We start from the raw sequence: 23,061 nt of genomic DNA on the forward strand, positions 1-23,061 counted from the left end.
AGGAACCATGCCATGAAAATCATCGCTGCTGATGTCTTTGTGACCAGCCCGTCCCGCAACTTCGTTACCCTGCGGATCACCACCGAAGACGGTGTGACCGGCATCGGTGACGCGACGCTCAATGGCCGGGAACTCGCCGTCGCCGCTTACTTGAACGAGCACGTTGCCCAGTTGCTGATCGGCAAGGACCCGCACCGGATCGAGGACACCTGGCAGTTCCTGTACCGCTCCTCGTACTGGCGCCGTGGCCCGGTGACCATGGCCGCGATTGCCGCCGTCGACATGGCGTTGTGGGATATCAAGGGCAAGATGGCCGGAATGCCGGTCTACCAGCTCCTGGGCGGCGCCTCGCGTAATGGGTTGCGGGCGTACGGGCACGCGTCGGGTTCGGACATCCCGTCGCTCTTTGATTCGGTGCGCGAGCACTTGGAGCTGGGTTACAAGTCCATCCGTATCCAGACCGCTGTTCCCGGTATCAAGGCCGTGTACGGTGTAGCCGCCCAGGCCCAGGCCTCCGGTGAACGCTACGATTACGAACCCGCCGGCCGTGGAGCGTTCCCGCAGGAAGAAGACTGGGACACCCGCGCGTACCTGCGCCACCTGCCGTCCGTCTTCGAAGCCGTGCGGAACGAGTTCGGCCCCGAAATCCCGTTGCTGCACGATGGCCACCACCGCATGACCCCCATCCAGGCGGCCAAGCTCGGCAAGGCCTTGGAACCGTATGACCTGTTCTGGCTTGAGGACTGCACCCCGGCCGAGAACCAGGAAGGACTGCGACTGGTCCGCCAGCACACCACCACCCCGCTGGCCATCGGCGAGATTTTCAACACCGTGTGGGATTACCAGACCCTGATCAAGGAACAGCTGATCGACTACGTCCGTGCCGCGTCCACCCACTTCGGCGGCATCAGCCCGTTGAAGAAGGTCATGGACTTCGCCGCCCAGTACCAGATCAAGTCCGGCTTCCACGGCCCCACGGACATCTCCCCGGTCGGTTTCGCCGCGCAGCTGCACGTGGGCCTGGCCATCCACAACTACGGCATCCAGGAATACATGCAGCACTCGGACAAGACCAACGAGGTCTTCCAGCAGTCCATGACCTTCAAGGACGGCTACCTGCACCCGGGCGAGAACCCCGGCATCGGCGTCGAATTCAACGAAGAAGCCGCCGCGGCCTACCCATACCAGCAGGCCTACCTGCCCTACAACCGCCTCGTGGACGGCACCGTTCATGACTGGTAAACCGACTCACGTGGTGGTCATGGGCGTCGCCGGGTGCGGCAAGAGCACCATCGGCGTTGCCTTGGCCGAACGGCTCGGCGCGGAATTCCTGGACGGCGACTCCCTCCACCCGCAGGCGAACATCGACAAGATGGCCGCCGGCACACCCCTGAACGATGCCGACCGGGCACCGTGGCTGGCCGAAATCGGCAGGCGATTCTCGACGTCGGACGCTCCGCTTGTGATCGCGTGCAGCGCCCTCAAACGTGCCTACCGCGACACCATCCGCCAAGGCGACCCGACCGTGGCATTCGTACACTTGCACGGAACCCGCGAACTCCTGAACGAACGCATGAACAACCGGCCCGGCCACTTCATGCCGCCGTCGCTTCTGGATTCCCAACTCGCAACTCTGGAGCCTTTGGAAAACGACGAGAACGGAATCCTGCTAAGCACCGCAATCTCTTTTCCTCAGGTCGTCGACGAAGCCTTCGCGTTTTCATCGACACAACCGAATTAATCTAATCCCCTTCAAAGAAGCCACGATCTTTCATAATCAAAGGAACACTGTTGAGCAACGTTGCAGTCATCGGCCTCGGAATCATGGGCCTGCCCATGGCCATCAACCTCGTCAAGGCAGGCCACACGGTCACCGGTTTCAACCGCAGCCAGGACAAGATCGACAAGCTCGTCTCCGAAGGCGGCCAGGGTGCCAGCAGCATCGCAGACGCAGTCAAGGACGCCGACGTCGTCATCACCATGGTCCCGGACTCCCCGGACGTTGAGGGTGTAGTCACCGGCAAGGACGGCGTCTTCGCCAACGCCAAGAAGGGCACCTTGTGGATCGACGCCTCCAGCATCCGCCCGGACGTGGCCAAGCGCCTCTCCGACGACGCCCGTGAAGCCGGCATCCGGCCACTGGATGCCCCCGTGAGTGGCGGCGAACAGGGCGCCATCGACGCCGTTCTCTCCATCATGGTCGGCGGCGACGCAGCAGACTTTGAGGCAGCACAGGATGTCCTCAACGCAGTGGGCAAGACCATCGTCCACGTGGGCCCGTCCGGCTCCGGCCAGACCGTCAAGGCAGCCAACCAGCTGATCGTGGCCGTCAACATCCAGGTCCTCGGCGAGGCCATCGCCTTCCTCGAGGCCTACGGCGTCGACACCGACGCAGCATTGAAGGTCCTCGGCGGCGGCTTGGCCGGCTCCAAGGTCCTGGACCAGAAGGGCCAGAAGATGCTCGACCGCAACTTCGACCCCGGCTTCCGCCTCGCCCTCCACCACAAGGACCTGGGCATCGTCACCTCCGCAGCCCGCGAAGCCAACGTCGCCGTCCCGCTCGGCGCCGTCGTCGCGCAGCTCGTCGCCGCAACCGTCAACCAAGGCGACGGCGGCCTGGACCACTCGGGCCTCTTCAAGCAGGTCCTCCAGCTCAGCGGCCGCAACCAATAAAGAACTCTCAAAGGTCGCGGACGATACGAATCGTCGCCACCTTCTTTAGGAACTCGTATGGCACTCGCCCCGACGACAGCAACACGCCTTGTGAATGAGGTTCTGGACCTTCAGCGCGCTGTCCGCTGCATTGCCGCTACAAACTTCAGCTCCCGCAGGGAAGGTCTGGGAGCCGCTCTGCACTTCGTCCTTCGCCTCGTAGGCGAGGGCGAGTGCCGGGCAACCGGCCTGGCATCGAGTCTAGGTATTGGCAATCCGGTCCTCAGTCGACACATTGCCGAGCTGGAGGACCAAGGCCTAGTGACCCGGAGGAGGGATCCCAAAGATGGACGGGCCCAGCTCGTTGCCATCACGCCGAGGGGTGCCAGCAAACTGCAGCTCATTGAGGAAGAGCGCTCTGCGATCTTCAAAAAACACCTTCAAGATTGGGAGGAAGATGAGGCTTTGCAAACGATCGAGAGGTTGAATCACTTAACCGGATCACTACTGAAACCCGCCTACGCAGGGGCAAGACACAATGCCTAGCGCTGACGCCTCCGGGGAAACAGCCACAGCAATAAGTACAATCCAATGAACAGGGTGCTGTGTCTTAAGAACAACAGTGACATAACCATTCAGCAATACATCAGCATGGACGACAAATCCCGCGCCCTACACCGGGGAAAATTGGTATGTATAGCCTGCGGCGCCAAAGCCAGATTCCGCATAGTATCCGCAAAACGAAAGCCAACCTTTAGCGCCAGACATAACGATGACTGCATCTTGACGATCAAGCGGTGGACTGCATTTCGTTACTTGCTGTGAGCCAATGGGCTGAACGTCACTCGGCAATGTTCATGTTTCACATGGCCGGTCACGCTTGCGGCAAACTCGGAATCGTGGACGGACGGGTGTCCGTTGTCAGTTAATCTGGCAGTGTTCACGTGGGAAAATGCCGGTTCTTCTGGCTGTATCCGCTGCGTTTTACTGTCACTCGATCTGGCAGTTCCGTTCGCGTGGGCTGTATCGTTTCCGCCAGGCAGGCCAGCCGGGGCATCCGGTACCGGGTCAGGACCTTGCCGACGGTGGAGCGGGCCAAGCCCAGGTGGGCCGCTATCCGGTGCGGTCCCCACCGCCGATTGAACCTCAACCCCACAATGCGGCGTTCGGTGCGTACGGGGGTGCGTTTCGGGCTCCGCCGCGGGCGGGAGGACGCGTCAGCCATGCCGTCCTCACCACGGACCCTGTAGCGGTCCACCCACTTCTTGGCCGTCGCTGGTGAGCATTGAAAACGTTCCGCGGCCCGGCGCAACGTCCAGCCCTCCTCAACGACCAAACGGGCCAGCTTCGCCCTGGCCTTAGGTGTCAGATCGGCGTTGGCATGGGTAACGTAGGACAACGAGAGCCTCCTGGCGTCGAGATGAGTGTGGTAACCCAAATCGATACCGGAGGCTTTCGCCTTTTACATCACGCCACGCTGTTCACAACCTCCATGGGAACTACACCTAGCTACCGATCGGCGCCTGCAGGAAGACCTCCTGCAGGCGCGGCGCGGGACCGCGTTCTTCGCCCGTAAGCTCAACGAACTTTCCGATGAAGAGCTCGACGGCGGTACCCGCCTTCCGGGCTGGACCCGCCGCCACCTTGTAGCACACGTAGGCTATAACGCCAGGGCCATCGCGCGGCTCATCGAATGGGCCGGCACCGGCGTTGAGACGCCCATGTACTCGTCCCCCGAAGCGCCCGGCGAGGAAATCCAATTCGGCGCCACGCTCTCCCCGATTGCCCTGCGGAACCTGTTCGACCACTCCGCTGTGCACCTGTCCGTGGAGTGGCGGGACCTTCCCGACGCCGACTGGTCCAACGAGGTCCGCACCGCGCAAGGGCGCACGGTTCCGGCGTCGGAAACGGCATGGATGCGAACCCGCGAAGTGAGGATGCACGCCGTCGACTTGGACAACGGCGCCACCTTCAATGACATCCCCGCCCCCGTGCTGGAACGACTCCTGAAGGACATCACGTCCGCTTGGCGGACCCGAGGATCGGACACCGGCCTGCTCATCAAAGTGACCGGCACCGCTGAGAACGGCACCGGCCTCACGTTCGGCGACACAATGCCGCCGACCCCACGATCGTCACGGGGCCGCTGCCCGCCGTCGTCGAATGGGCCGCCGGGCGCGGCAGCAGCGGTGTGGCCGCCGCCCGGTCCTGCTGCCGCCGGTCCTGCTGGATCAGGCGGTTCAGCGCCTGTTGCGCCCAAGTGGATCTAGGACGGTACGGCATATAGGCACTTCCAGGCTCGTTTCTCCGGCGCGGGGGAATAGTTCTTACAGCAAGACTGTATGGATGGCCGGCCTCGGAAGTGTCTGCGCCGGGACGCCTTAGTCAGGGTCTTCTGCGGTGGTGGGTGGAATGCCTTCCGGCGTCGTCCATTCACCACCATACGATGGCTGCAAGGAAGAATTTGTCGCAGCGGTCTTTGCTTTTGGGGACTGGGGCCGGCGGTCCGCTGGCGAAGATATTATTTTGCCAGCATGCCTACGACCCGGCGTTGAACGTTGAACATGCCTAAACTGGCTGCTCCACCTAGTGGACAGGCTGCGTATCAAGTCCGCGCGTATTCGGCGGGTATGAGACCCGGTGAGACCGGCGGCTAGCATCGCCCAGTGCCTATCGAAGTGGTCGCGTCCTCGCCATCGTGGCCTGCGCAGTTTGCGCTGGTCGCAGGCGACCTGAAGCAGGCTCTCGCTGGACTGGCGACCGCGCGAGTCGAGCATGTGGGCTCAACCTCAGTGCCAGGGCTGGCGGCCAAGCCCATCCTCGATATCGACGTCATCGTCGACGGAGCGGAGATGTCGGCAGCGGTCGCCGCCCTGGGTTCGGCCGGGTACGTTCACCGCGGCGATCTGGGAGTTGTCGATCGGGAGGCCTTCCATGCTCCTGATGCGAACCCGCGGCGGAACGTCTATGTCTGCCGGGCGGGCACGTTGAACGTCCGCAACCACCTCGCGGTTCGCGACGTCCTTCGTGTGCGGGAAGATCTGCGTGACGAGTACGGAGCCGTGAAGCTGGCGCTTGCAGCGGAGCCCGACATGGACATCGATACCTACATCGCTCGAAAGTCTGCGGTTCTCCAGAAGGTCCTCGCGGAGTCCGACCTCACCTCCGACGAGTGCCTTCAGATCTTGCGCCTCAACGACCCTGCCGCCTGACCCGACTACAGCTCGCCAGGCGGGCTGGCCGCCTCAGTGCGAACGAGCTCAGACGCCTGTCGGACGAGATCGACCAGGTTGTCGGGGAAGACCTGTACGTCCGCGCTTGTGAGGTCGTCGGTCGACCACCATCGCCACGTGGTCACGGCTCGCTGTTCCAGCTCGGTCCATCCGTGGGCGCTCAGCGCGCTGTTGTTCGTCCTTGCGGCGAAGAAGTGCTCGATCTGATGCTGTGGCTGACCGTGGTTTAGAAAGTCGAATTCCCGGCGATGGAAGGGCCCGATCAGAGTCAGTCCTGCCTGGCCGGTCTCCTCGAGCAACTCGCGCTCCGCGGCTTCCGCGAGCGACTCGCCCGTGTCCACTCCGCCGCCGGCCGTGAACCAGAATCGGACCGTGTCACCGGTGTCGGAGAGGTCCCGGCCTTCGAAGAGGAGCACGCGGCTGGACTGGTCCAGGAGGACGATCCGAACTGCGACTCGCGTGTCTTCAGGCATCGCGCTCTCCCGACTGCGCCATCCGTCCCAGGGTGACGAGGAGGTTGGCGTATCCGAGAGCATCGTCGATCGCGCGGTGCGTGTGCGGTACGTCGCCGAACCACTCGGTCGGCAAGCTCGCTGGCGAGATCTCCGACGCAGGGCGACCGGTCACGGCTGCTGCGTAGCTCCGAAGGCAGAGGCCAGTGCCATCGAAGACACGGTCGTCCTCGTATGGGCCCTGGATGATGCCGTAGCGAGTGAACCGGCGAAGGTAGAAGTCGATCCACAGGCCGTCGAAGGCCAAGGGCGAGGCAGCGAAGCACTTCTGGCCGGGCAGTGATTTCACCCAACTCGCGTATCTGGCCATCACATCGGGCGCTGGTTCCGGATCGGTCGTGGCGGCCTCCCACACGTCGGGAATCGACTGGAACCACGCGAGGGTCTGCTGGTTCGGTGCGGCTCCGGGCAGTTCTTCGAGAACGGCTTCGAAGCGCCCGTGCTCCGTGCCGTCGAGGGTGATGGCGACGGACGCGAACGATCGCATCGAGTTCGGCCCTGGCCACGGTCCGTCGACCTCGATGTCCGTGACGACATAGACCCAGTGGTCGGGCGATTCGCTAGACACGACGAGGATCCTCGCATTCCGGGTGACGGCGGCAAAGAGCGGCGTGTGCCAACGGTCAAGTGGCCTTGATGGATCGGCCGGCGTACCGGGCCCACGGCTCGCCCGCCTTGTCGGCGTGGAGGAACGCGACCTGGGCGCTGTAACCGAGCGCCTCTGCCACCAGGGAGGGCGGGCATTCAAGGACGAGCTCACCGATGGCACGGTTGCGGGCACCGAGGAGGTTGATGCCCACGTCGCGGAGGCGGTCCATGACAGTGTTGGGGTGTAGGTGGCGGCCGGCAAGCGTGCTCGGGAACAGCCACGGGCTGTCGGATCCGGCGCCGGTGCGTAGGTTCGGCCGTGCGGCAAGGTGCTCCCTGATGAGCGAGGCGAACGGCTCGGGAACATCGGTCGGATGCGTGCCGAGAACGATGCTCATCCCAGAGTCGGCGTCGTCGACGATGCTGGTCGGGAAGGTGACGACCTTGACCAGCGGCTGGGCGTAGAGCAACAGGAGCATCCCGGCGACGCGGTAGGGGAGTGACTCGCTGGTGCCCGTGAGGAGCTCGTGGATCCAGGCGAGCCGTTGGTCCTGACTGAGAGATGGGCTGCTCTTCGCGGATCGGTGCTGAACAGTCACCGCCGTGTTGAGACGCGCCTGCTTCGCGACCACGAAGAACGTCCTGATCGCACTGCGCGTCGTCGGTCCGGCCGCGAGCCACTCGTCGACGTCCTGCTGAGTGCAGGTGGCCGCGGTGCGCTGATACGTCTCGTGGAGCCACACGAGGAACTTCACCGTTTCGGTGATCTCCTGCTTCGCGGAGTGAATTGGCCCGCGAGTGGGTGCGCCAGCCCCGGTCTTGGCGCGGATGCGCCGCAGGTGGTGCCACGTGGCGAAGTGCTGAACTGGCTGCCGTACCTCGTCGGGGAGTCCGTCGAGCTTGGCGTCGATCCATTGCTCGAAGCGCGGCAGGTAGGGGTCGCGAGGGGGGAGTAGACCGTGGTGCTGCATCAGTGCCCGGAGATGCTCGGCGGGCTTGCCGGGCACGGAGTCGAGACCCTCGTGCGACGCGGCGATGGCGCCGTTACCGAGCCCGCGAAGCAGTTCCTGGACCTTGGCCGACCGCTTCCAAACGAGGATGGACTCGGGCCTGTCTGACGCGCAGAGAGCATCGACAAGGCCGAGGAGTGCGGGATCGCTTGGCGCGCCGCCGAGCAGCGCGTGGAGGTCGTCGCGGAGTGCGCAGCGGACGCAGAGCCGTCCGCGATGTCGCGCTGCTTCGACGTCGCAGCGCTCGCAGTGGAAGTCGACGGGGATCTCAGCGCATGTCGAGCAGATCGGCTGGCGATCGGTGGCGCGCAGGCCCGGCAGGAGCCGATCCTGGAGGCACTCTGGGCAGGTTCCGCGGGTGTGCACGGCGTCGTAGTAGCAGATGTTGCAGAGTCGGCCTTCTGGCCAGTTGGCTGCGAGCCTGGGGATGTTCCGGCCGCAGCGAGCACACGGATCGTCGCGAGTGCTCGTCGCGCGCGGACGACCCTGGACGGTCGAGCGAGGGGAGAGGCCCGCCGGCTTCGGATCCATCGATGCTCCTGGCGCTACTCGTCGAGGATGTTTGCGCGCCGCGGCCGCACGCTGCGGTCGAGCGAGACAACGTTCGGCGGGGAAGCGGTGCCCGTCTTGCGCACGCGTACATCCGTCGCCGTCGTCGTGAACAGGTCCGTCGACTCGCACTCGAAGATGTCGCACAGCGCCGCGATCAACATCAGGGAGACGCGCTCCGGCCGCTGGTTCACCAGCCGGTACACCTGCGGTCGAGACAGATTGATGTCGCGCTCGGCCAGCAGGGGAATGAGATCCGTGGTGTTGTGCAGGCCTCGGGCGGCCATCAGCTCGGCCAGGCGCCACGTGTAGTCGACCTTGCGCTTCATGATGTTCCGTCCTCGGTCTTGCGGGCCATGGCTTCCTTCACCGTACGGTCCAAGGCGCTCCTGAGCGTGGAGCGCCTGAACTCGTCGGACACGAAGTGATAGATGCCGGTTGTCGCCCCGTGCTCATGGCCCATCTGGTCCTGCACGAACCGCGGGTCCCATCCAGCTTCGAGCAGGTGAGTGGCGTACGAACGACGGAACGAGTGGAGATCGAGCCCATCGGAGAATCCCAACTCCTCGCAGTAGCGCCGGACCCGTCGGATCAGAGTCGATTCGACGACCAGTCCGCCGCGTTCGCTGGGGAAGAGATCCAGGGTGCCCGGATCACCGCGGCCGTTGGCGAGCCAGTCCTCGATGATGCCGGGCGTCCACCGCCAGACAGTGAGAACGCTGCGCGGCTTGTGCGGCGAGGACCGCTTTGCCTTGCCGTAGCGGACCTTGCAGACGCCGAACGCGCCGAACTCTCGGGCGTGTGGGTTGCGGGCGAAGTCGACCGTTTGCAGGTGCCTCAACTCGTTGAACCGGAGCCCGTAGCCGTACGCGATCTTCATCATGACCGCGTCCCGGTAGGCGGCCTGCCAGCCCTTGCGGCCCGACTTGCCGATCCGTTCAACCTCGTCGTCGGCGTGGTCGAAGAGTTGACTGATCTCATCACGGGTGTACGGACGTTTCTTCGGGCGTCCGTCGTACTCCTGGACGTGGGGAGCGGTGTTCCAGTCGAAGAACACCTGCGCCGGGTGGGTGCCAAAGAACCGCTCGCACACGACGTCGAACCCGTAGTCGGGATTGCTGATGTAGCTAGTGAAGGCACGCAACGCGGAGTGGTAGCCGCGCAGCGTCGAGTGGGCAACGTGCTTCTGGGTGCGTAGGTCCGCCGAGAACTCCTCGACAAGCGCGGGCGTCCAGTTCCACGGGTCTTCGTTGACGTGGCTGATGAAGCGCTCGACCATCCGGAGCCGTTGGTCGATGGTCGCGAACTGCAGGTTGCGTGACAGCTGCTGGTTCCGCCAGCCCTCGAGCATCTTCTGGAGCACCTGCTCGTCGGGCCGGAGGACCGGCACCGACTCGACCAGGCGGACCCGTCCGGAGCCATCAACCTGCATCAAATCCTCCCGAGAATCCGGTTTCATCCAGTGATTCCATGATGCATCTGATGAGACGCCATCTGTGTTTGCGCAGGTCAACGGCGTGTCGCGGTGGCCGCGCAACGCCTGATCGTTCCGCCGCCACACACGGTTTGACGCCGTTACGACGACGTTCGGTGCTGCGTTTCCGCTGGTCAGAGCTGGGTTAAGTACGGCCAGCGGGGCAGTGAGTCAGCCGCCCGCGATTGATTCATCCGATGCAATACGCAGACTAGTACCTTACATAAGCATTGTTATCGGCGGTCAATCGGGACGAGTCGAAGCAGATGAGAGAGCCCGTCCCATGGAGTCGGTGACCCGCGACCTCCCCGTAGCACTCACACACACGCGCCCCCAGATCGCCGAATTCGCGCGGGCCAACAGCAACTACAGTTCGGCGGCATGGGGCGCGTCCAGGGGCATTACGAGTGGGCGCGCAGGGACACGCCCCCCGTTGCTCGGACCGCCGCCGATCTTCCGCCCGGCCGGCGCGAGACGCTCGCGTGGCGCCTCAGCGATCGCGATGGCTTCCACCTGGCTCAGGCACTCGACCACCTGGAGGACACCTGTGGGGCGAGCCTGCTGCAGTTCGAGCAATTGCCGCCGTTTGATCGCGCTGTCGCGGACCGATCCGGCATCTACCATCTCTTCGCTGGCTCACGCGCGGCCTGCCTCGGACGGTTCACCGAGTCACGCTGGTGCGAGGCGCAAGTCTCGCGATCAGGCGCAGAGCCCGTCTCCAATGTGGCCAATATCCCGCTCGAGCTTCGCTGCGATCGCGCAGCTGGCCGCTGGCCGCCCCAGATCGACGGCAAAGGGCCGCGCGCAAAGATCCGACGCCGGCTTGTCGAAGAGCTCGGGTGTGGGTGCGCGACGTGTCCGGATCCATGGGCGACCAAGATCGATCATGACCACCTGACCGGACTGGTCCGTGGCTACCTATGCGGAGCCTGTAACACGGTGGTCGACCTGTGTCGACACCTGTCGGGCTGCCGATTTGCCGACTACCTCGCCAACCCTCCGGCCGCGCCTCTCGGCATCGAGTACCCCGGTTGGAGGGCCCAGCTCGCGAGTCCGAGATACGTCGCCCGCTGTCGGCGGCCACGAGAAACTGCCCGGAGACGGCCACGAAGCTGCCCGGTGGCGGACATGAGAACTGCCCACTGACGGTCATGGGATCTGCCCGACACGACGTCGTCTGCCTCACCGGTTCCCACGGTTGAGGCCCCTCCTCAGGTGCGGTTGGCGTGCTGATGCGCCGTTCGCCCCTGAGGAGGGACATGTGAAGTCTGCCGAGGAGATCATGGAAATCTTGGATGCCTACGACCTGACTGGGTCGTTTCGTGATGCCGGTGAGTTGGCCGGCTGTTCGCACCACACGGTGAAGCACTACGTGGACCGCCGCGCTGCCGGCGGGGAGCTGGACCAGACCGCAGCCCGGCTGCAGTTGATCGATGAGTACCTGCCCAAGGTCGAGGAGTGGGTCGAGCGGTCGTTCGGGAAGGTCCGTGCCGATGTCGCCCACGAGAAGCTCGTGGCGTTGGGCTACAAGGGTTCGGAACGCACCACACGCCGCGCGGTCGCTAAAGTCAAGGCGTCCTATCGCTCTGGTCGGGTGCGGGTGCACCGGCCCTGGGTCACCGAGCCGGGGATGTGGCTGCAGTACGACTACGGCGACGGCCCGGTCGTCGACGGCGTCAAGACGGTGCTGTTCGTGGCGTGGCTGGCGTGGTCGCGGTTCCGGGTCGTGCTGCCGTTGCGTGACAAGACGATGCCGTCCGTGTTCGCCGCGCTGGACGTCACGTTCCGCCGACTCGGTGGAGTGCCGACCTACGTGCTGACCGACAACGAGAAGACCGTCACGGTCGAGCACATCGCCGGGATCCCGGTCAGGAACCAGCAGTTGGTCACCTTCGCCGAGCACTACTCGGTCGTGGTGCACACCTGTGTGCCCGCGGATCCGGCGTCCAAGGGCGGCACCGAGGCGTCGGTGAAGATCAGCAAGGCCGACCTCGTCCCCAAGGACACCAACCTGCGGGAGGAGTACGCGAGTTTCGCTGAGCTCGAGGCGGCCTGCGAGGCGTTCTGCGAGAAGGTCAACACCCGTGCCCACCGGACGACGAAGCGGCCGCCGATCGAGATGCTCGCCGAGGAACGAGCTCGGCTGCACCCCGTTCCGGCGCGAGCGCACACGGTCGCGTTCGGCACCACCCGCATGGTGCCGGCGAACACCCCGATGGTGATGTTCGAGTCCGGCCAGTACTCGGTCCCACACACCCTGCTCGGTGCAACAGTGTGGGTCCGCACCCACGGGGTCGGTGAGGACGAGTGGGTCGTCATCGTTCATGTCGGCGACGACGGTCCGATCGAGGTCGCCCGCCACCGTCGCGCCACGCCGGGAACGCCGAAGATCGATGACGGGCACTTCCCGCCCCAGCCGTCCGGCCCGCTGGACCGCCAGCCCCGAGCGAAGAACGCCGCGGAGTCGGAGTTCCTCGACCTGGGTGAGGGGGCCCGGCTGTGGTTGGTCGAGGCGGCTGCCGCGGGCACGCCGCGGATGCGGGTCAAGATGACCGAGGCGCTCGCGTTGGCCAAGTTGTTCGACCCCGTCGAGGTCGACTGGGCACTGGGCCACGCCGCGGTCCATGGCCGGTTCGCCGAGGCCGACCTCTCTTCGATCCTGGACCACCACGCCCGGCAGCCCGGCACAGGTGAGCATCGTGCCAGCGAGGACTCCTCGCTGACCCAGGGCACCGCCGCGTGGGCACGGCTCGGCCAGCGGTCCACCGCGGACGGCGACGGCGAGGTGACCCGATGACGACGAGGAGCCCCATCAGCACCGCGCCGCCGTTGCCGGTCGAGTTGGAGGAGCTGCTGCGCAAGCTGCGGCTGCCGCACATCCGTCGCCACGCGCCCGAGGTGGTCGCGACCGCGAAGGCCCAACGCTGGGAGCCCGCCGAGGTCCTCAAGGCCCTGTTCGCTGAGGAGGTCGCCGGCCGGGAACGCTCCGCCTTGGCCACGAGGCGGGCGGCCGCAGGGTTCCCGACCGGCAAGACGTTCGATGCGTGGCAGCCCGAGATCTCCTCGATCCCGGCCCCGACCCAGCAGGCGCTGCGGACCTTGGAGTGGGTCCACCGGCGAGAGAACCTCGTGGTCTGCGGGCCATCCGGGACCGGGAAGACGTTCCTGCTCGAAGCGCTCGGACAACAAGCCGTCGAGCAGGGACTCAAGGTCGCCTGGTTCACCCTGGAAGACCTCGGCGTCCTGCTGCGCCGGCACCGTGCGGACGACACCGTCACCAAGGCCATCGCCCGAATCCTGCGGGCCGACCTGGTCATCGTCGATGACATCGGGCTCCTGGCCGTCGCCGCCGACGCCGCCGAAGGCCTCTACCGCCTCGTCGACGCCGCCTATGAGAAGCGCTCGGTCGCGATCAGCTCGAACCTGCACCCGTCCGGGTTCGACGAGCTCATGCCCAAGACGCTGGCCACCGCCACAGTCGACCGGCTGCTCCACCACGCCCACGTCTGCCAGACCAGCGGCGACAGCGTGCGCCTGACCCAGGCACTCGCCGGCCAGGGGGTGAGCCCGTTGAGCTGAGCACCCCGGTCGGTGGTGGCCACCGCCCCCTTGGGCAGATCCCGTGGCCACCACCGGGCAGTTCTCGTGGCCGTCAGCGGGCAGGTTTCATGTCCGCCCCTGGGCAGTTCCTACTGTCCCTTGACACGCTACCACGACTCACCTCAGCCTTTGCTGTCGATTGGGAGTCACGGCAAGCGCAGACCCCATCTGAGAACTTCGTTCATTGGAGTTAGACTTTCACACAGCGTAAGCCGTGCCGTCCCAAGGTGCGCGGCCGACGACGGATGGCGGGCAACTCCGCCGCCCAAATCACCGGGTCGGATGGCCCGAGACCGACCGAAAGGGTCAACATGGAGTCGATGACTCGGCAGAATATCTCGTCTGGGTCTCACCTCGAGAGCCTCCGGGGCTACTCGCGGGCCGTCTGCAAGGGGCCGTTTGTGTTTGTTGGTGGGATGACCGCAGGGTCGAGTGAGGGAGCCGTTGGCGGCGACGACGTCGTCGCACAGACGCGTGAGACTCTTACGCGAGTCGAGTCCGCGCTGAAAGAAGCGGGCGCGTCGATCGCGGACGTGGTCCGGACTCGGATCTTCGTCACGAATATCTCGGACTTCGAGGCGGTGGCCGCCGTCCATGGTGAGGTGTTCGGGGAGGTACGGCCAGCGAATGCGCTTGTTGAGGTTGGCGCACTGGCTCTTCCCGACCTACTCGTCGAAATCGAGGCAGACGCCATCATCGGCTAGCCGCCACCGGACCAATGTATGGTCCGTCCGGCTTGCCGGAACCAAACTAGGCATCGGCTCTGCGGTTCGGTGCCTACCTTCACAGGCCATACCCACGAAAGACCAGCGCCCCAGTCAGATTGTCTGGGGCGCTGGTCGTTTGAGCGATCGGCTCAGCCGATGGCACGTCCCGCAGGCAGTTGCGCCTGCCTGCCGTCGTGCGGGCTCCCCAATCCAGAGCGCCTCCTGCAGGAGCCGCCGAGCCGACGGACAGTCCTCACGGCGCGATGGTCAGATCCACCGACTTCTCGACGTCGATCGGGTGGTCGACGTAGTCGCCGTCCTCAAGAATCTTGGCCGTTTCCTCGTAGTTGTCCATGGGAATCTGGCCCCAGTTGTCTGGAGGCGTGTCTCCATCCCAGAGGACGTCCTTCATCGCGTCCAGCGCAGAGGTTTCGACTGGTCGGCTGGCGCTGGGCTCCTCTGCGAGGATGGCGTCAACAGCCTCGTCGGGATGCGCGAAGGCGTAGGTCCACCCCTTCATCGTTGCCTCGACGAAAGCGGTGAGCGCGTCGGGGCTGGACTGGATGGCGCTCTCGTTGGCGATCAGGCACCCGTGGAGAATGCCGACGTCATAGTCAGAAGGCTTGAAGAAGACAAGGTCCTTGTCTGTGTAACCAGCGTGATAGACCTCCTGGAGCTGCCCAAACGATGTCATCTCTGCGACGGGGTACTCGTCGTTGAGCCACGGATCCATCGTGAATCCCTGGTAGAACGTCTTAACATCGCTGGGGTCGACGCCCATCGCTGTGAGGAGGGCGTCGGCCTGGAACTCGTCGTCTGCGAAGATTCCTACCTTCTGCCCGACAAGGTCATCAGGTGAGTTGATTCCGCTGCTCTTCTTGGCCACGAGCCAGAATCCGGACTTCTGATCGAACTCCGCGATGCCCTTGATCGGGATGCCCTTGTCACGCGACAGGAAGAGGGTGCTGACGCGGTCGACGGTGAGGTCGGCCTGACCGCTGGTCAGTTGCTGAACGTTGTTGACGTTCGGCCCGCCGTAGAGAAGGTCTACATCCAGGTTTGCGTCCTCGTAGAAGCCCTGCTCCTTAGCCATCATGTATCCAGCGAACTGTGCGTTCGCCACCCAGCTCAGCTGCATCCGTAGCCTCGTCGGCGCGCCGTTTGATGTGGTGGTGCCGCCTTCGCTGTCCTTGCCGCATCCCGCGATGGAGGCAATGATCAGGAGTGCGACCGCGAGCGCGGCTGAAACCCGTCGAACTGCCATCGATATCGATCCTTTCAAGTGGGAAATCCGTATCAATTCGCCCGAGCGGGCATCGACGGCGAGCAAGAGCGTCGATGACGTGCGTGTGGCAAGGAACTTGGGAGCACAGATGCTCGGCGTCCAGTACCGCCGTGACCCCTACTGCAGGGGGCGCAGGGCACTACAAGTTCTTGGGAATGAGTGCTGTCGTATTCGCGACGATGCGTTCGAGATCTGCCAGAACGGGTCGTTCGTTCTCGACGAGCACCTGACCATTCACGACCACCAGGCTTGCCCGGTCTGAAAGACCAGTCATGATCAGGCCGATCGCCGGGTCGTGCACACCAACCCGGTCGACTCCATCGAGGCGCCAACAGGCGATGTCCGCAGCACGACCCTCCTCGAGGACGCCCAGGTCGGGCCTGCCGAGGCACTCCGCTGATCCCCTGGTTGCCATTCGGAGCAGCTCGCGTGCCGACAGCCACTTCTCGGGCTCGTTGGGGTCAGCGGGGCGGTGCGCCAGCGCAGCCAGGCGCAGATCGCCAAGCAGGTTCCCGCCATCGTTGCTGGCGGACCCGGTCGTTCCAAACCCAACCGTGATTCCGGCGTCGAGGTATTCCCGGATAGGCGCGAGTCCCCAGCCCAACCGAAGGTCCGGCGCAATGAGATGCGCGATCGCGACGCCTGCGTCGGCGAACTCGGGGATCTCCTCCCGTGGAGGTACCACAGCGTGAGCCAGCCATACTCGGTCGCTGGCCCAGCCGTGCTTCTCAAGGAAACGCCACGGCGTCATACCGTAGAGGTGGTCGCTCATTCCCGCGTCGAGCGGTTCGTAGAAGTGGGTGTGGAGGCGCACGTCGTAGTCCGCCGCCATCTGTGCGAACGCTTCGAAGAGTTCGGGCTTGTCGTAGGGGACGCCGCAGGGTCCAAGAGCGATTCGAACCATTCCAAACGGTTCCGGCTCGTGGTACTGGTCGATGAGACCCAGACAGTGCTGGACGACTCTGTCGACGGGCTCGACGAACAGGTCGTCGCAGAAGCCACCTTCGCTCTTGCCGAGCGTCATCGATGACCTTGCCGCATGGAACCGGATCCCGAGGTCGGTGGCGGCCTCGATGGTTGCGTCGATATAGCTATCGACATAGCTATCGGCCGTGGCACCGGGGAAGAATGGGTGCTGGTCGGCGACCGTGGTGATGCCACCGAGGAGCGACTGGAGGAGGACGGCGCGCGCAACCTCCCGGATGACATCTGGACCGAACTTCCCGTCGCGCCACCATCCTGTGCTTCTGGTCAGGACGCCTTCGAGCCAACTGGCCATCGTGACCCGCTCGAGTTGGGGAATCGCCCGCATTGCGCCTTCGAACAGGTGCTGGTGCGAGTTGATGAGACCTGGCAGCGCAATCATTCCACGCCCGTCGATTGTCCGTGAAACGCTGCGATCCGACAGGTCCTTTCCGACGGCGACGATCTTCGGCCCGTCGATCAGAATGTCGGCGTCTTCCAACTCGCGTTCTTGATCGTCGAAAGTGATGACACGTGTCAGTCCGCGGATCAGGATCATTCTCTCTCCTTCGTGCAGGGCTCTTACGCCCGGGTACGACTTGCTGACGGCGTCGACCTCGAGCAACGGCGCGTGGCGGTCTTCGGTCCGTCCTAGGTCCGGTGCTACTTGCGTCATGTTCCCTCGCGGAGGTCTTGTGTGCGGTGCGTCACCCCACTTAGCGATGGACCCTAGACGACATCCGAAGTTGGATGCAATACTACCCGCCACGACGATCAGAGTCAACAGACTCTTGACCGTCTCCTTGCCGGGCTCGGCGCGCTGTTCCCACGCCATCCGAACGCCGCCGATGATGACGGACACGACGGCGGCCGCGCCCATGTACCACCACAGCGACGACTGCAGAAACAGCACGGCACCGCCCGCGCCCTGCGGCCCGTTCGGGAGCAGACCAGACACCAGCGCGGTCGCGCCGCTGATGAGGAAGATCGCACCGAGCACGATCCCCAGTCGGCCCGCGGCCTGGAAGCCCTCACCGCTGCGCATCCGCGTAGCGATGAGAGCACCGAGGAGGATGATCGAGATAGCCGCGAGCACGATCGCAATCCAGGTCACCCAGCCGAGCACCTGAATGATGCCGTCAGAGTTCGGAGCGGTCGCACCCGCAGCGATCGACGAGCCACCGCCCGTCCCGGTCAGGTTCGGCGTGCCGACGTTCACCCAGAGCGTGCCGAGCGAGGCGACAGCCTTCCCGAACGCTTCCATGACGGCATCCGCCATGTTCTGGATGGCATCGCCGACGACACTGTTTGCCCACTCGCCGGCCTTGCAGCCGAAGTCGAGCGGCGCACATTCACTCGCGGCCATGTTCTACCCCTCCGTCCAGCTCACATAACCCGAGAGGTCCGGCAACTCAGCGAGGCGTGCAGGCTCAGGGTTCGAGGCGTCGAGCTTCCAGTCCCCGTCCGCCCAGACGAGTTCGAGAACGGCGGAGCCGTTGACGCTCTGGCCGTTGCTGCTGCCGCGGAACGCGATGTCGACACGAGCGGACTCGCCGTCGTACGCGAGCATGCGAAAGCCGGCGATAGATGCCCGCACGTCGGATGGCGCAGCCGCTCCCTGAGCGTTGAGCAGGGTGTCACGGTACGGGCCATCCGTCAGGGCGTACTCGAGAAATGCCTGTCGCTGCTCGGCGGGTCCGAAACCGATGATCGTCACGTTCGCGGCTGCGAACAGTGCACCCTCAGGCGAGTGCTGGAAGCAGTACGGGTAGCCCTCTGGGGCCGTGTCCCCCGGCCCCGCCGTGGAAGAGGTCGGGAAGGCGTAGACGTCCTGGAACCGCCATTCGGCGGCGGGAGCTGTCGTCACCGTCCCGGATAGCTCCTCGCCCGCCAGGCCACAAACGCTCGCGCCGCCCGCGACCCCGGAAGGCTCCGGGGAAGGGGCGGCGCTGCTTGTGGCACTGGACGACGGGTCGGGAGCCGGCGGCGCGGCGTCGTCGTCTCGGTTCAGGTTGAGAACCGTCAGAACGATGCCCGCCACGATGAGCGCGACCACCACGACCGCCCCGACGATGAAGCCGGGGCGCGTGAACGGGTTCTGCTGCGTGTCGTCGTCCTCAGCCATGACGGCTCCTCTCAGGCCCCGGCGAGGATGCCGACGAGAGCGGCACCACCACCGATCACGATCGCTCCGGCCATCGGCCAAAGGATCTTCGGCAGAGCATCGTGACCCTCACCGCGGCGGAAGCTGACGGCGATGAGGATGCCGCCGACGATGATCGCGCCGCCGACGACGACGTAGCCGATCCACTTCAGCCAGGACAGGATGATGGTCACGCCTTCGGTGCCCGGAGGCTGTACGGGGTCCGGGTCAGGAATGACGCCGGCGAGGTTCACGGCGGTGTCGGCCGCCGCGTGGAACACGTCGATAACGGACATGCTGTTGCCTTTCAGTTCGAGGTGCCGGCGGCACCGAGGATTGCGGTCAGCTCGTCGACGAGACGCTGAGCTTCGCGCGGAGAAGATGAGAGAGCCGGCGGCTCTCCCACGCGCCATGCATCGACCCACGGCACCGACCAGGTGCGCGGGACTCCCCCGCTGACGACCTGCATCAGGTCGCGCAACGAGCGAGGCAGTCGACCAGGTGCGTCAGCCATGACGACCAGGCCCAAGACTTCAACAGACGGGACGAGGCCCGCGGCCCACTGCCGCATCGCGGCCTGCGCCGCGCGCAACCCGCGAGCGTCTGAGCGGGCGACGAGAACCGTCCGTGCGGGCGTCGTGGAGGCGGTGCGCGGCCACGAGTGGCCCGCCGCCTGCGAGCCCGGCATCAGCGCCGCCAGCGTGGACTCTCCCGCGCCGCCGTGTGCGCCTACCCACCACAGCGCAGCCGTGGTGTTGCGGTCGTAGATCGGCAGCTGGTCGACGCGATCCGGTGCGGGGATTCCTCGCTGCGGAGCCACCGGGCCGAACGTGTCGGGCACGGCCGCGATCGGGGCCGCCTCGGTAGGCGGCGGCGTCGTCGGCCGAGAAAGCCACGGGTTGAGCGGGTCGCTCATGTTGCCCCCCTAGGTACAGTGAGATTCACCCTAATAAGGGAATCCTACGCCCAAGCGCCCAAACAAGGAAGGGTGAACCCGAATGAACCCGAACCTATACAAACATGCCCTAACCGGTACACTAGGACCGTGGAGCCAACAGGAGGTCTCACCGTGAGCAGCGACAGCGGTGCGTGTGACGCGCTCGATCGCCTATTCGAGCAGAGCCCTCCGACCCTCGGCCCCACCGAAGTAGCAGAACGACTCGGAGTCTCTAACAAGAGCGTGTACACGTGGCTCCGCGAGGGACTGATCCCCGGCTACAAGGTCGGCTCGACGTGGTTCATCATCCGCGACGAGCTGAAAGACACCTTGCGCCGGGGTGCGAATGTCCCTCGCGACACCGGCCCGGTCGTCGTCATCAACTCAGAACGGCACGAAGGGGACTGACATGCGGAAGATCGGGACGGCGCTACTCATAGTCGTCACCGCGGCGGCCCTGACCGCCTGCACCGGCCAGAACAACGCGCCAGCGCCGACCCCCAGCGCCAGTAGCACCGGCCCGATCTATCCCGACCTCGACCAGTTCACCCCCGCCCCCGAAGGCCTCATCGACGAGGACAGCGGAGAGACGCACGGCCCGCGGCCCGTGCCCACGTGGGATGACGAATCGCGCGAGAGCGCAACGGCGGCCGCGGTCGCCGTGATGACCGCCTACGCGCGCCCCGATCTTCCGTTCGAGCAGTGGTGGGCCGGCTTGCAGCCCCTCCTCGACAACAAGGCCACCCAGGACTACGCCTACATGGACCCGGCACGCATCGTCGCGACGAGCGTCACCGGCCCCGCCGTCATCACCGACGACACGAGCGCTTACGTCGCGTTCGTCGACGTCCCCACCAACGCCGGCACCTACGGCGTCGTGCTCAGCCGTGCCGACGCTGACTCCCCCTGGCTCGCGGGGCGCTTCATCCTCCCCGAAGGGGTGAACTGATGGCAGCGCCCAAGGGCAGCGCCGCCTACGCGATCGCGGCGGTGCCGCTCCTCATCGTCGGCTCCCTGTTCGGGCTCCTCCTCATGGGCGAGGACGAGTGCGGCCCGAGCGCCGGCAACGGCGGATCGAGCGTCTCGATCGACCCCGCATCCGTCCCCGAGACGGAGATTGCCGGCTACGGCCACGAGCAGCTTGTGAACGCCGCATATGTCATGCAGGCGGGCAAAGACCTCGGCCTGAACGCGCGGGATCAGACCATCGGCGTCATGACTGCGATGGGTGAATCCAGCCTCCGGAACATCGACTACGGCGACTGGGAAACCGGCGGGGTCACCAACCCCGACGGCACCCGCACGACGTCGATCGGCCTGTTCCAGCAGCAGGACGGATGGGGCACCCGCGAGGAGCGGCTGGACCCCTACATCTCGTCGACGAAGTTCTTCAACGCGATGACCACGAAGGTTCCCGACCGCGAGTCGCTGGAACCGACGATCGTCGCCCACCGCACTCAGGTGAACGCCGACCCGTACCACTACACGAAGTTCTGGGACGGCGCGGTGCAGATCGTCGAGGGCCTGAGTGGTGTCCGCACCGGCCTCGACTCCGGCGACGGCAGCGCCAGCGGCGGCGCATGCGAGGGCCTGCTTCCCGGCGAAGTCAGCGCCGAAGGCTGGGCCTCCCCCGGCGCCGGCCCGGTCAGCAGCCCCTACGGCATCCGCGTGCACCCGATCTACGGCACGCAGCGACTCCACGCCGGCACCGACCTTGCCGGCGGCGGCTGCGACGGCCCGATCTGCTTCTGGGTGCGTAGGTCCGCCGAGAACTCCTCGACAAGCGCGGGCGTCCAGTTCCACGGGTCTTCGTTGACGTGGCTGATGAAGCGCTCGACCATCCGGAGCCGTTGGTCGATGGTCGCGAACTGCAGGTTGCGTGACAGCTGCTGGTTCCGCCAGCCCTCGAGCATCTTCTGGAGCACCTGCTCGTCGGGCCGGAGGACCGGCACCGACTCGACCAGGCGGACCCGTCCGGAGCCATCAACCTGCATCAAATCCTCCCGAGAATCCGGTTTCATCCAGTGATTCCATGATGCATCTGATGAGACGCCATCTGTGTTTGCGCAGGTCAACGGCGTGTCGCGGTGGCCGCGCAACGCCTGATCGTTCCGCCGCCACACACGGTTTGACGCCGTTACGACGACGTTCGGTGCTGCGTTTCCGCTGGTCAGAGCTGGGTTAAGTACGGCCAGCGGGGCAGTGAGTCAGCCGCCCGCGATTGATTCATCCGATGCAATACGCAGACTAGAGGTTGACGAAACGTCCATTATCGGCGTTTAAAGTACGGGAGTAGAAGTAGCTGCGAGAACTCCCGTGTCCGTTGTCAGTGGAGCGCGCCGCCACCTACCCGGCATGGCTCCACCATTACAATCATCACCGAACCCATACCGGCATCGGAGGCAAAACCCCCATCAGCCGCGTTCACAACCTCAGTGGGAATTACAGCTAGGTCGTGACGGGCGACCATCAGGCTTCCTTGACCACGCGGTTGTTCAACTGGCCGAGGCCCTCGATGGTGGTGGTCAGCAGTTCGCCTTCCTGCAGGTAGCGCTTGGGCTCCTGCGCGTGGCCCACGCCACCGGGGGTGCCGGTGGCGATCACATCGCCGGGGTACAGCGTGATGATGGTGGAGATGTAGGAGACCAGGAATTCCGGGGTGAACACCACGTCATTGGTGGGGGTCTGCTGCTGGATTTCGCCGTCGACTGGGCACCGGCATCCGCTGGCCCATGTATGACCGCGATCCGGTGGAAAACAGGGTTGCCGGCCGCATGGTCCTGATGGGCGACTCGGCCCCCCCCAATGCTCCAGTACCTCGCCCAAGGCGCATGCCAGGCCCTCGAAGACGCCGCAGTATTGCAGGATGCCAGTGCCGGAACGGTTTTCACTGACGATGGCATCAACCCGGCAGGTTGGGACGAAGCGATCCGTGCCTTCAACGAAGCCCGCGCGGAGCGCACCGCCCGGGTCCAGCGCACAGCCCGTGTTTGGGGCGAATCGTGGCACGTCTCCGGCATAGGCCGTACCCTCCGCAATCTGCTTTTCAAGAGCCGCAAGGACAACGACTTCCAGTACAACGACTGGCTCTACGCCCAGGGCGTCCCCGGCGGACCTGCCGCGGAAGCGCCCAAGGTCATCGCGGCCGGAAAGGTCCCTGCCTGACGCCCTGACGCGGCGCCCAAACGCGAAAGCCGCCTGCCGCCGTCGTACTTCACGGGAAGAGTACGACGGCGGCAGGCGGCTTTTGTGCGTCAGGCGCCGGTCTCGTATCCGCTGTCAACTCGCCCGTCACGAACGCACTTCCGGATTGACAGGATCCTTAGGGGTTACGATGTGCTTGCTGGGACACGAGTCGAGTAAACGGCCGTTGGTTTGAATCATGGGGAAGGTCTCCCGTTTTCCCTC

The 23,061-nt window shown here is 65.1% G+C and carries 24 protein-coding genes and 4 pseudogenes; 15 read left to right on the plus strand and 13 right to left on the minus strand.

Annotated elements, in window-relative coordinates; translation table 11 throughout:
• Positions 1 to 12: 12 nt before the first annotated feature.
• Genes manD through RI444_RS01875 form a run of 4 tightly spaced genes read left to right on the plus strand, consistent with a single transcriptional unit; the run spans position 13 to position 3,198 of the window.
• Positions 13 to 1,242, plus strand: a complete 1,230-nt coding sequence (gene manD / locus RI444_RS01860; protein WP_207605202.1) for a D-mannonate dehydratase ManD — start codon at positions 13 to 15, stop codon at positions 1,240 to 1,242.
• Entirely contained in the window at positions 1,232 to 1,741 is a 510-nt protein-coding gene (locus RI444_RS01865; RefSeq protein ID WP_242703161.1) for a gluconokinase, read from the plus strand. Before manD ends, RI444_RS01865 begins: the two co-directional genes overlap by 11 nt.
• A 50-nt stretch (positions 1,742 to 1,791) precedes the next feature.
• Complete coding sequence (locus RI444_RS01870) at positions 1,792 to 2,673, plus strand: 2-hydroxy-3-oxopropionate reductase (protein WP_179012052.1); 882 nt, start codon at positions 1,792 to 1,794, stop codon at positions 2,671 to 2,673.
• A 57-nt stretch (positions 2,674 to 2,730) separates the two neighbouring features.
• Positions 2,731 to 3,198, plus strand: a complete 468-nt coding sequence (locus tag RI444_RS01875; RefSeq protein ID WP_179012050.1) for a MarR family winged helix-turn-helix transcriptional regulator — start codon at positions 2,731 to 2,733, stop codon at positions 3,196 to 3,198.
• A gap of 454 nt (positions 3,199 to 3,652) precedes the next feature.
• Here the strand turns inward: RI444_RS01875 and RI444_RS01880 are convergent.
• A pseudogene (locus RI444_RS01880) lies at positions 3,653 to 4,051 on the minus strand (helix-turn-helix domain-containing protein); the annotation flags it as partial.
• 67 nt (positions 4,052 to 4,118) lie between these two features.
• Here RI444_RS01880 and RI444_RS01885 point away from each other — a divergent pair.
• Together RI444_RS01885 and RI444_RS01890 are read left to right on the plus strand one after the other, a co-directional pair.
• Positions 4,119 to 4,922, plus strand: a pseudogene (locus tag RI444_RS01885) (maleylpyruvate isomerase family mycothiol-dependent enzyme).
• A gap of 396 nt (positions 4,923 to 5,318) precedes the next feature.
• A complete protein-coding gene (locus tag RI444_RS01890) occupies positions 5,319 to 5,864 on the plus strand; it encodes a GrpB family protein (RefSeq protein ID WP_071416677.1) in 546 nt (181 codons plus the stop codon).
• A 5-nt stretch (positions 5,865 to 5,869) separates the two neighbouring features.
• Here RI444_RS01890 and RI444_RS01895 read toward each other — a convergent pair whose 3' ends face one another.
• From RI444_RS01895 to RI444_RS01920, 6 genes are all read right to left on the minus strand, one after another.
• The gene (locus RI444_RS01895) at positions 5,870 to 6,358 is read right to left on the minus strand and encodes an NUDIX hydrolase (RefSeq protein ID WP_071416678.1); all 489 of its coding nucleotides are present in this window, start codon (positions 6,356 to 6,358) and stop codon (positions 5,870 to 5,872) included.
• Positions 6,351 to 6,965, minus strand: a complete 615-nt coding sequence (locus RI444_RS01900) for a hypothetical protein (protein WP_071416679.1) — start codon at positions 6,963 to 6,965, stop codon at positions 6,351 to 6,353. Before RI444_RS01900 ends, RI444_RS01895 begins: the two co-directional genes overlap by 8 nt.
• 55 nt (positions 6,966 to 7,020) lie before the next feature.
• Positions 7,021 to 8,361 carry a recombinase XerD gene (locus RI444_RS01905; RefSeq protein WP_242703054.1) on the minus strand — a complete coding sequence of 447 codons (1,341 nt, stop codon included), beginning with the start codon at positions 8,359 to 8,361 and terminating at the stop codon, positions 7,021 to 7,023.
• Between the two features lie 179 nt (positions 8,362 to 8,540).
• Positions 8,541 to 8,873, minus strand: coding sequence for a helix-turn-helix domain-containing protein (locus tag RI444_RS01910; RefSeq protein WP_071416681.1), 333 nt, complete (start codon positions 8,871 to 8,873; stop codon positions 8,541 to 8,543).
• Entirely contained in the window at positions 8,870 to 10,003 is a 1,134-nt protein-coding gene (locus RI444_RS01915; RefSeq protein ID WP_242703055.1) for a tyrosine-type recombinase/integrase, read from the minus strand. Before RI444_RS01915 ends, RI444_RS01910 begins: the two co-directional genes overlap by 4 nt.
• Before the next feature lie 714 nt (positions 10,004 to 10,717).
• Entirely contained in the window at positions 10,718 to 10,906 is a 189-nt protein-coding gene (locus RI444_RS01920) for a hypothetical protein (RefSeq protein ID WP_225740199.1), read from the minus strand.
• On the opposite strand from RI444_RS01920, the gene RI444_RS23040 reads away from it, so the two are divergent.
• The 4 genes from RI444_RS23040 to RI444_RS01935 all read left to right on the plus strand — a co-directional run bounded on the left by RI444_RS23040 (position 10,829) and on the right by RI444_RS01935 (position 14,322).
• Positions 10,829 to 11,164 (plus strand): endonuclease domain-containing protein, encoded by a 336-nt coding sequence (locus tag RI444_RS23040; RefSeq protein WP_225740194.1) that lies wholly within the window; start codon positions 10,829 to 10,831, stop codon positions 11,162 to 11,164. The two genes, RI444_RS01920 and RI444_RS23040, sit on opposite strands and share 78 nt — an antisense overlap.
• Before the next feature lie 115 nt (positions 11,165 to 11,279).
• On the plus strand, positions 11,280 to 12,815 hold the full coding sequence (gene istA / locus RI444_RS01925; protein WP_021473522.1) for an IS21 family transposase: 1,536 nt from the start codon (positions 11,280 to 11,282) through the stop codon (positions 12,813 to 12,815).
• Positions 12,812 to 13,597 carry an IS21-like element helper ATPase IstB gene (istB, locus tag RI444_RS01930; protein WP_021473521.1) on the plus strand — a complete coding sequence of 262 codons (786 nt, stop codon included), beginning with the start codon at positions 12,812 to 12,814 and terminating at the stop codon, positions 13,595 to 13,597. Before istA ends, istB begins: the two co-directional genes overlap by 4 nt.
• A 332-nt stretch (positions 13,598 to 13,929) precedes the next feature.
• Positions 13,930 to 14,322, plus strand: coding sequence for a RidA family protein (locus RI444_RS01935; RefSeq protein ID WP_192551697.1), 393 nt, complete (start codon positions 13,930 to 13,932; stop codon positions 14,320 to 14,322).
• A 256-nt stretch (positions 14,323 to 14,578) separates the two neighbouring features.
• Here the strand turns inward: RI444_RS01935 and RI444_RS01940 are convergent, their stop codons facing one another.
• From RI444_RS01940 to RI444_RS01960, 5 genes are all read right to left on the minus strand, one after another.
• The gene (locus RI444_RS01940) at positions 14,579 to 15,589 is read right to left on the minus strand and encodes an ABC transporter substrate-binding protein (protein WP_043426253.1); all 1,011 of its coding nucleotides are present in this window, start codon (positions 15,587 to 15,589) and stop codon (positions 14,579 to 14,581) included.
• A gap of 160 nt (positions 15,590 to 15,749) precedes the next feature.
• Complete coding sequence (locus RI444_RS01945; protein ID WP_316963861.1) at positions 15,750 to 17,939, minus strand: amidohydrolase; 2,190 nt, start codon at positions 17,937 to 17,939, stop codon at positions 15,750 to 15,752.
• Positions 17,940 to 17,942: 3 nt separating this feature from the next.
• The gene (locus RI444_RS01950; protein ID WP_071416682.1) at positions 17,943 to 18,698 is read right to left on the minus strand and encodes a hypothetical protein; all 756 of its coding nucleotides are present in this window, start codon (positions 18,696 to 18,698) and stop codon (positions 17,943 to 17,945) included.
• 11 nt (positions 18,699 to 18,709) lie between these two features.
• Positions 18,710 to 19,012, minus strand: a complete 303-nt coding sequence (locus tag RI444_RS01955; protein WP_071416683.1) for a hypothetical protein — start codon at positions 19,010 to 19,012, stop codon at positions 18,710 to 18,712.
• 11 nt (positions 19,013 to 19,023) lie between these two features.
• Positions 19,024 to 19,632, minus strand: a complete 609-nt coding sequence (locus tag RI444_RS01960; RefSeq protein WP_071416684.1) for a DUF6668 family protein — start codon at positions 19,630 to 19,632, stop codon at positions 19,024 to 19,026.
• A gap of 129 nt (positions 19,633 to 19,761) precedes the next feature.
• Here RI444_RS01960 and RI444_RS01965 point away from each other — a divergent pair, with 129 nt between their 5' ends.
• The 4 genes and pseudogenes from RI444_RS01965 to RI444_RS01980 all read left to right on the plus strand — a co-directional run.
• Complete coding sequence (locus RI444_RS01965) at positions 19,762 to 20,061, plus strand: helix-turn-helix domain-containing protein (RefSeq protein ID WP_231941996.1); 300 nt, start codon at positions 19,762 to 19,764, stop codon at positions 20,059 to 20,061.
• A gap of 1 nt (position 20,062) precedes the next feature.
• Positions 20,063 to 20,602, plus strand: coding sequence for a hypothetical protein (locus tag RI444_RS01970; RefSeq protein WP_071416686.1), 540 nt, complete (start codon positions 20,063 to 20,065; stop codon positions 20,600 to 20,602).
• On the plus strand, positions 20,602 to 21,681 hold the full coding sequence (locus RI444_RS01975) for a M23 family peptidase (protein ID WP_197521504.1): 1,080 nt from the start codon (positions 20,602 to 20,604) through the stop codon (positions 21,679 to 21,681). Before RI444_RS01970 ends, RI444_RS01975 begins: the two co-directional genes overlap by 1 nt.
• Positions 21,682 to 21,982: 301 nt before the next feature.
• Positions 21,983 to 22,105, plus strand: a pseudogene (locus RI444_RS01980) (IS481 family transposase); the annotation flags it as partial.
• A 17-nt stretch (positions 22,106 to 22,122) separates the two neighbouring features.
• On the opposite strand, the pseudogene RI444_RS01985 reads toward RI444_RS01980, so the two are convergent.
• Positions 22,123 to 22,362 (minus strand): annotated as a pseudogene (locus tag RI444_RS01985) (fumarylacetoacetate hydrolase family protein); the annotation flags it as partial.
• 96 nt (positions 22,363 to 22,458) lie between these two features.
• On the opposite strand from RI444_RS01985, the gene RI444_RS01990 reads away from it, so the two are divergent.
• The gene (locus tag RI444_RS01990) at positions 22,459 to 22,818 is read left to right on the plus strand and encodes a hypothetical protein (protein ID WP_310649537.1); all 360 of its coding nucleotides are present in this window, start codon (positions 22,459 to 22,461) and stop codon (positions 22,816 to 22,818) included.
• Positions 22,819 to 23,061: the final 243 nt, after the last annotated feature.

Origin of the sequence: Paenarthrobacter sp. AT5 (genome assembly GCF_032764245.1) — a bacterium.
GTDB classification, from domain to species: domain Bacteria; phylum Actinomycetota; class Actinomycetes; order Actinomycetales; family Micrococcaceae; genus Arthrobacter; species Arthrobacter ureafaciens.

Excerpts from the sequence above, each read along its gene's own strand:
- manD (WP_207605202.1), top strand. The coding sequence starts at position 13 with ATGAAAATCATCGCTGCTGATGTCTTTGTGACCAGCCCGTCCCGCAAC.
- RI444_RS01865 (WP_242703161.1), top strand. The coding sequence starts at position 1,232 with ATGACTGGTAAACCGACTCACGTGGTGGTCATGGGCGTCGCCGGGTGC.
- RI444_RS01875 (WP_179012050.1), top strand. The coding sequence starts at position 2,731 with ATGGCACTCGCCCCGACGACAGCAACACGCCTTGTGAATGAGGTTCTG.
- RI444_RS01895 (WP_071416678.1), bottom strand. The coding sequence starts at position 6,358 with ATGCCTGAAGACACGCGAGTCGCAGTTCGGATCGTCCTCCTGGACCAG.
- RI444_RS01910 (WP_071416681.1), bottom strand. The coding sequence starts at position 8,873 with ATGAAGCGCAAGGTCGACTACACGTGGCGCCTGGCCGAGCTGATGGCC.
- RI444_RS01915 (WP_242703055.1), bottom strand. The coding sequence starts at position 10,003 with ATGAAACCGGATTCTCGGGAGGATTTGATGCAGGTTGATGGCTCCGGA.
- RI444_RS01920 (WP_225740199.1), bottom strand. The coding sequence starts at position 10,906 with ATGATCGATCTTGGTCGCCCATGGATCCGGACACGTCGCGCACCCACA.
- istB (WP_021473521.1), top strand. The coding sequence starts at position 12,812 with ATGACGACGAGGAGCCCCATCAGCACCGCGCCGCCGTTGCCGGTCGAG.
- RI444_RS01935 (WP_192551697.1), top strand. The coding sequence starts at position 13,930 with ATGGAGTCGATGACTCGGCAGAATATCTCGTCTGGGTCTCACCTCGAG.
- RI444_RS01940 (WP_043426253.1), bottom strand. The coding sequence starts at position 15,589 with ATGGCAGTTCGACGGGTTTCAGCCGCGCTCGCGGTCGCACTCCTGATC.
- RI444_RS01945 (WP_316963861.1), bottom strand. The coding sequence starts at position 17,939 with ATGGCCGCGAGTGAATGTGCGCCGCTCGACTTCGGCTGCAAGGCCGGC.
- RI444_RS01950 (WP_071416682.1), bottom strand. The coding sequence starts at position 18,698 with ATGGCTGAGGACGACGACACGCAGCAGAACCCGTTCACGCGCCCCGGC.
- RI444_RS01955 (WP_071416683.1), bottom strand. The coding sequence starts at position 19,012 with ATGTCCGTTATCGACGTGTTCCACGCGGCGGCCGACACCGCCGTGAAC.
- RI444_RS01960 (WP_071416684.1), bottom strand. The coding sequence starts at position 19,632 with ATGAGCGACCCGCTCAACCCGTGGCTTTCTCGGCCGACGACGCCGCCG.
- RI444_RS01970 (WP_071416686.1), top strand. The coding sequence starts at position 20,063 with ATGCGGAAGATCGGGACGGCGCTACTCATAGTCGTCACCGCGGCGGCC.
- RI444_RS01975 (WP_197521504.1), top strand. The coding sequence starts at position 20,602 with ATGGCAGCGCCCAAGGGCAGCGCCGCCTACGCGATCGCGGCGGTGCCG.
- RI444_RS01990 (WP_310649537.1), top strand. The coding sequence starts at position 22,459 with ATGCTCCAGTACCTCGCCCAAGGCGCATGCCAGGCCCTCGAAGACGCC.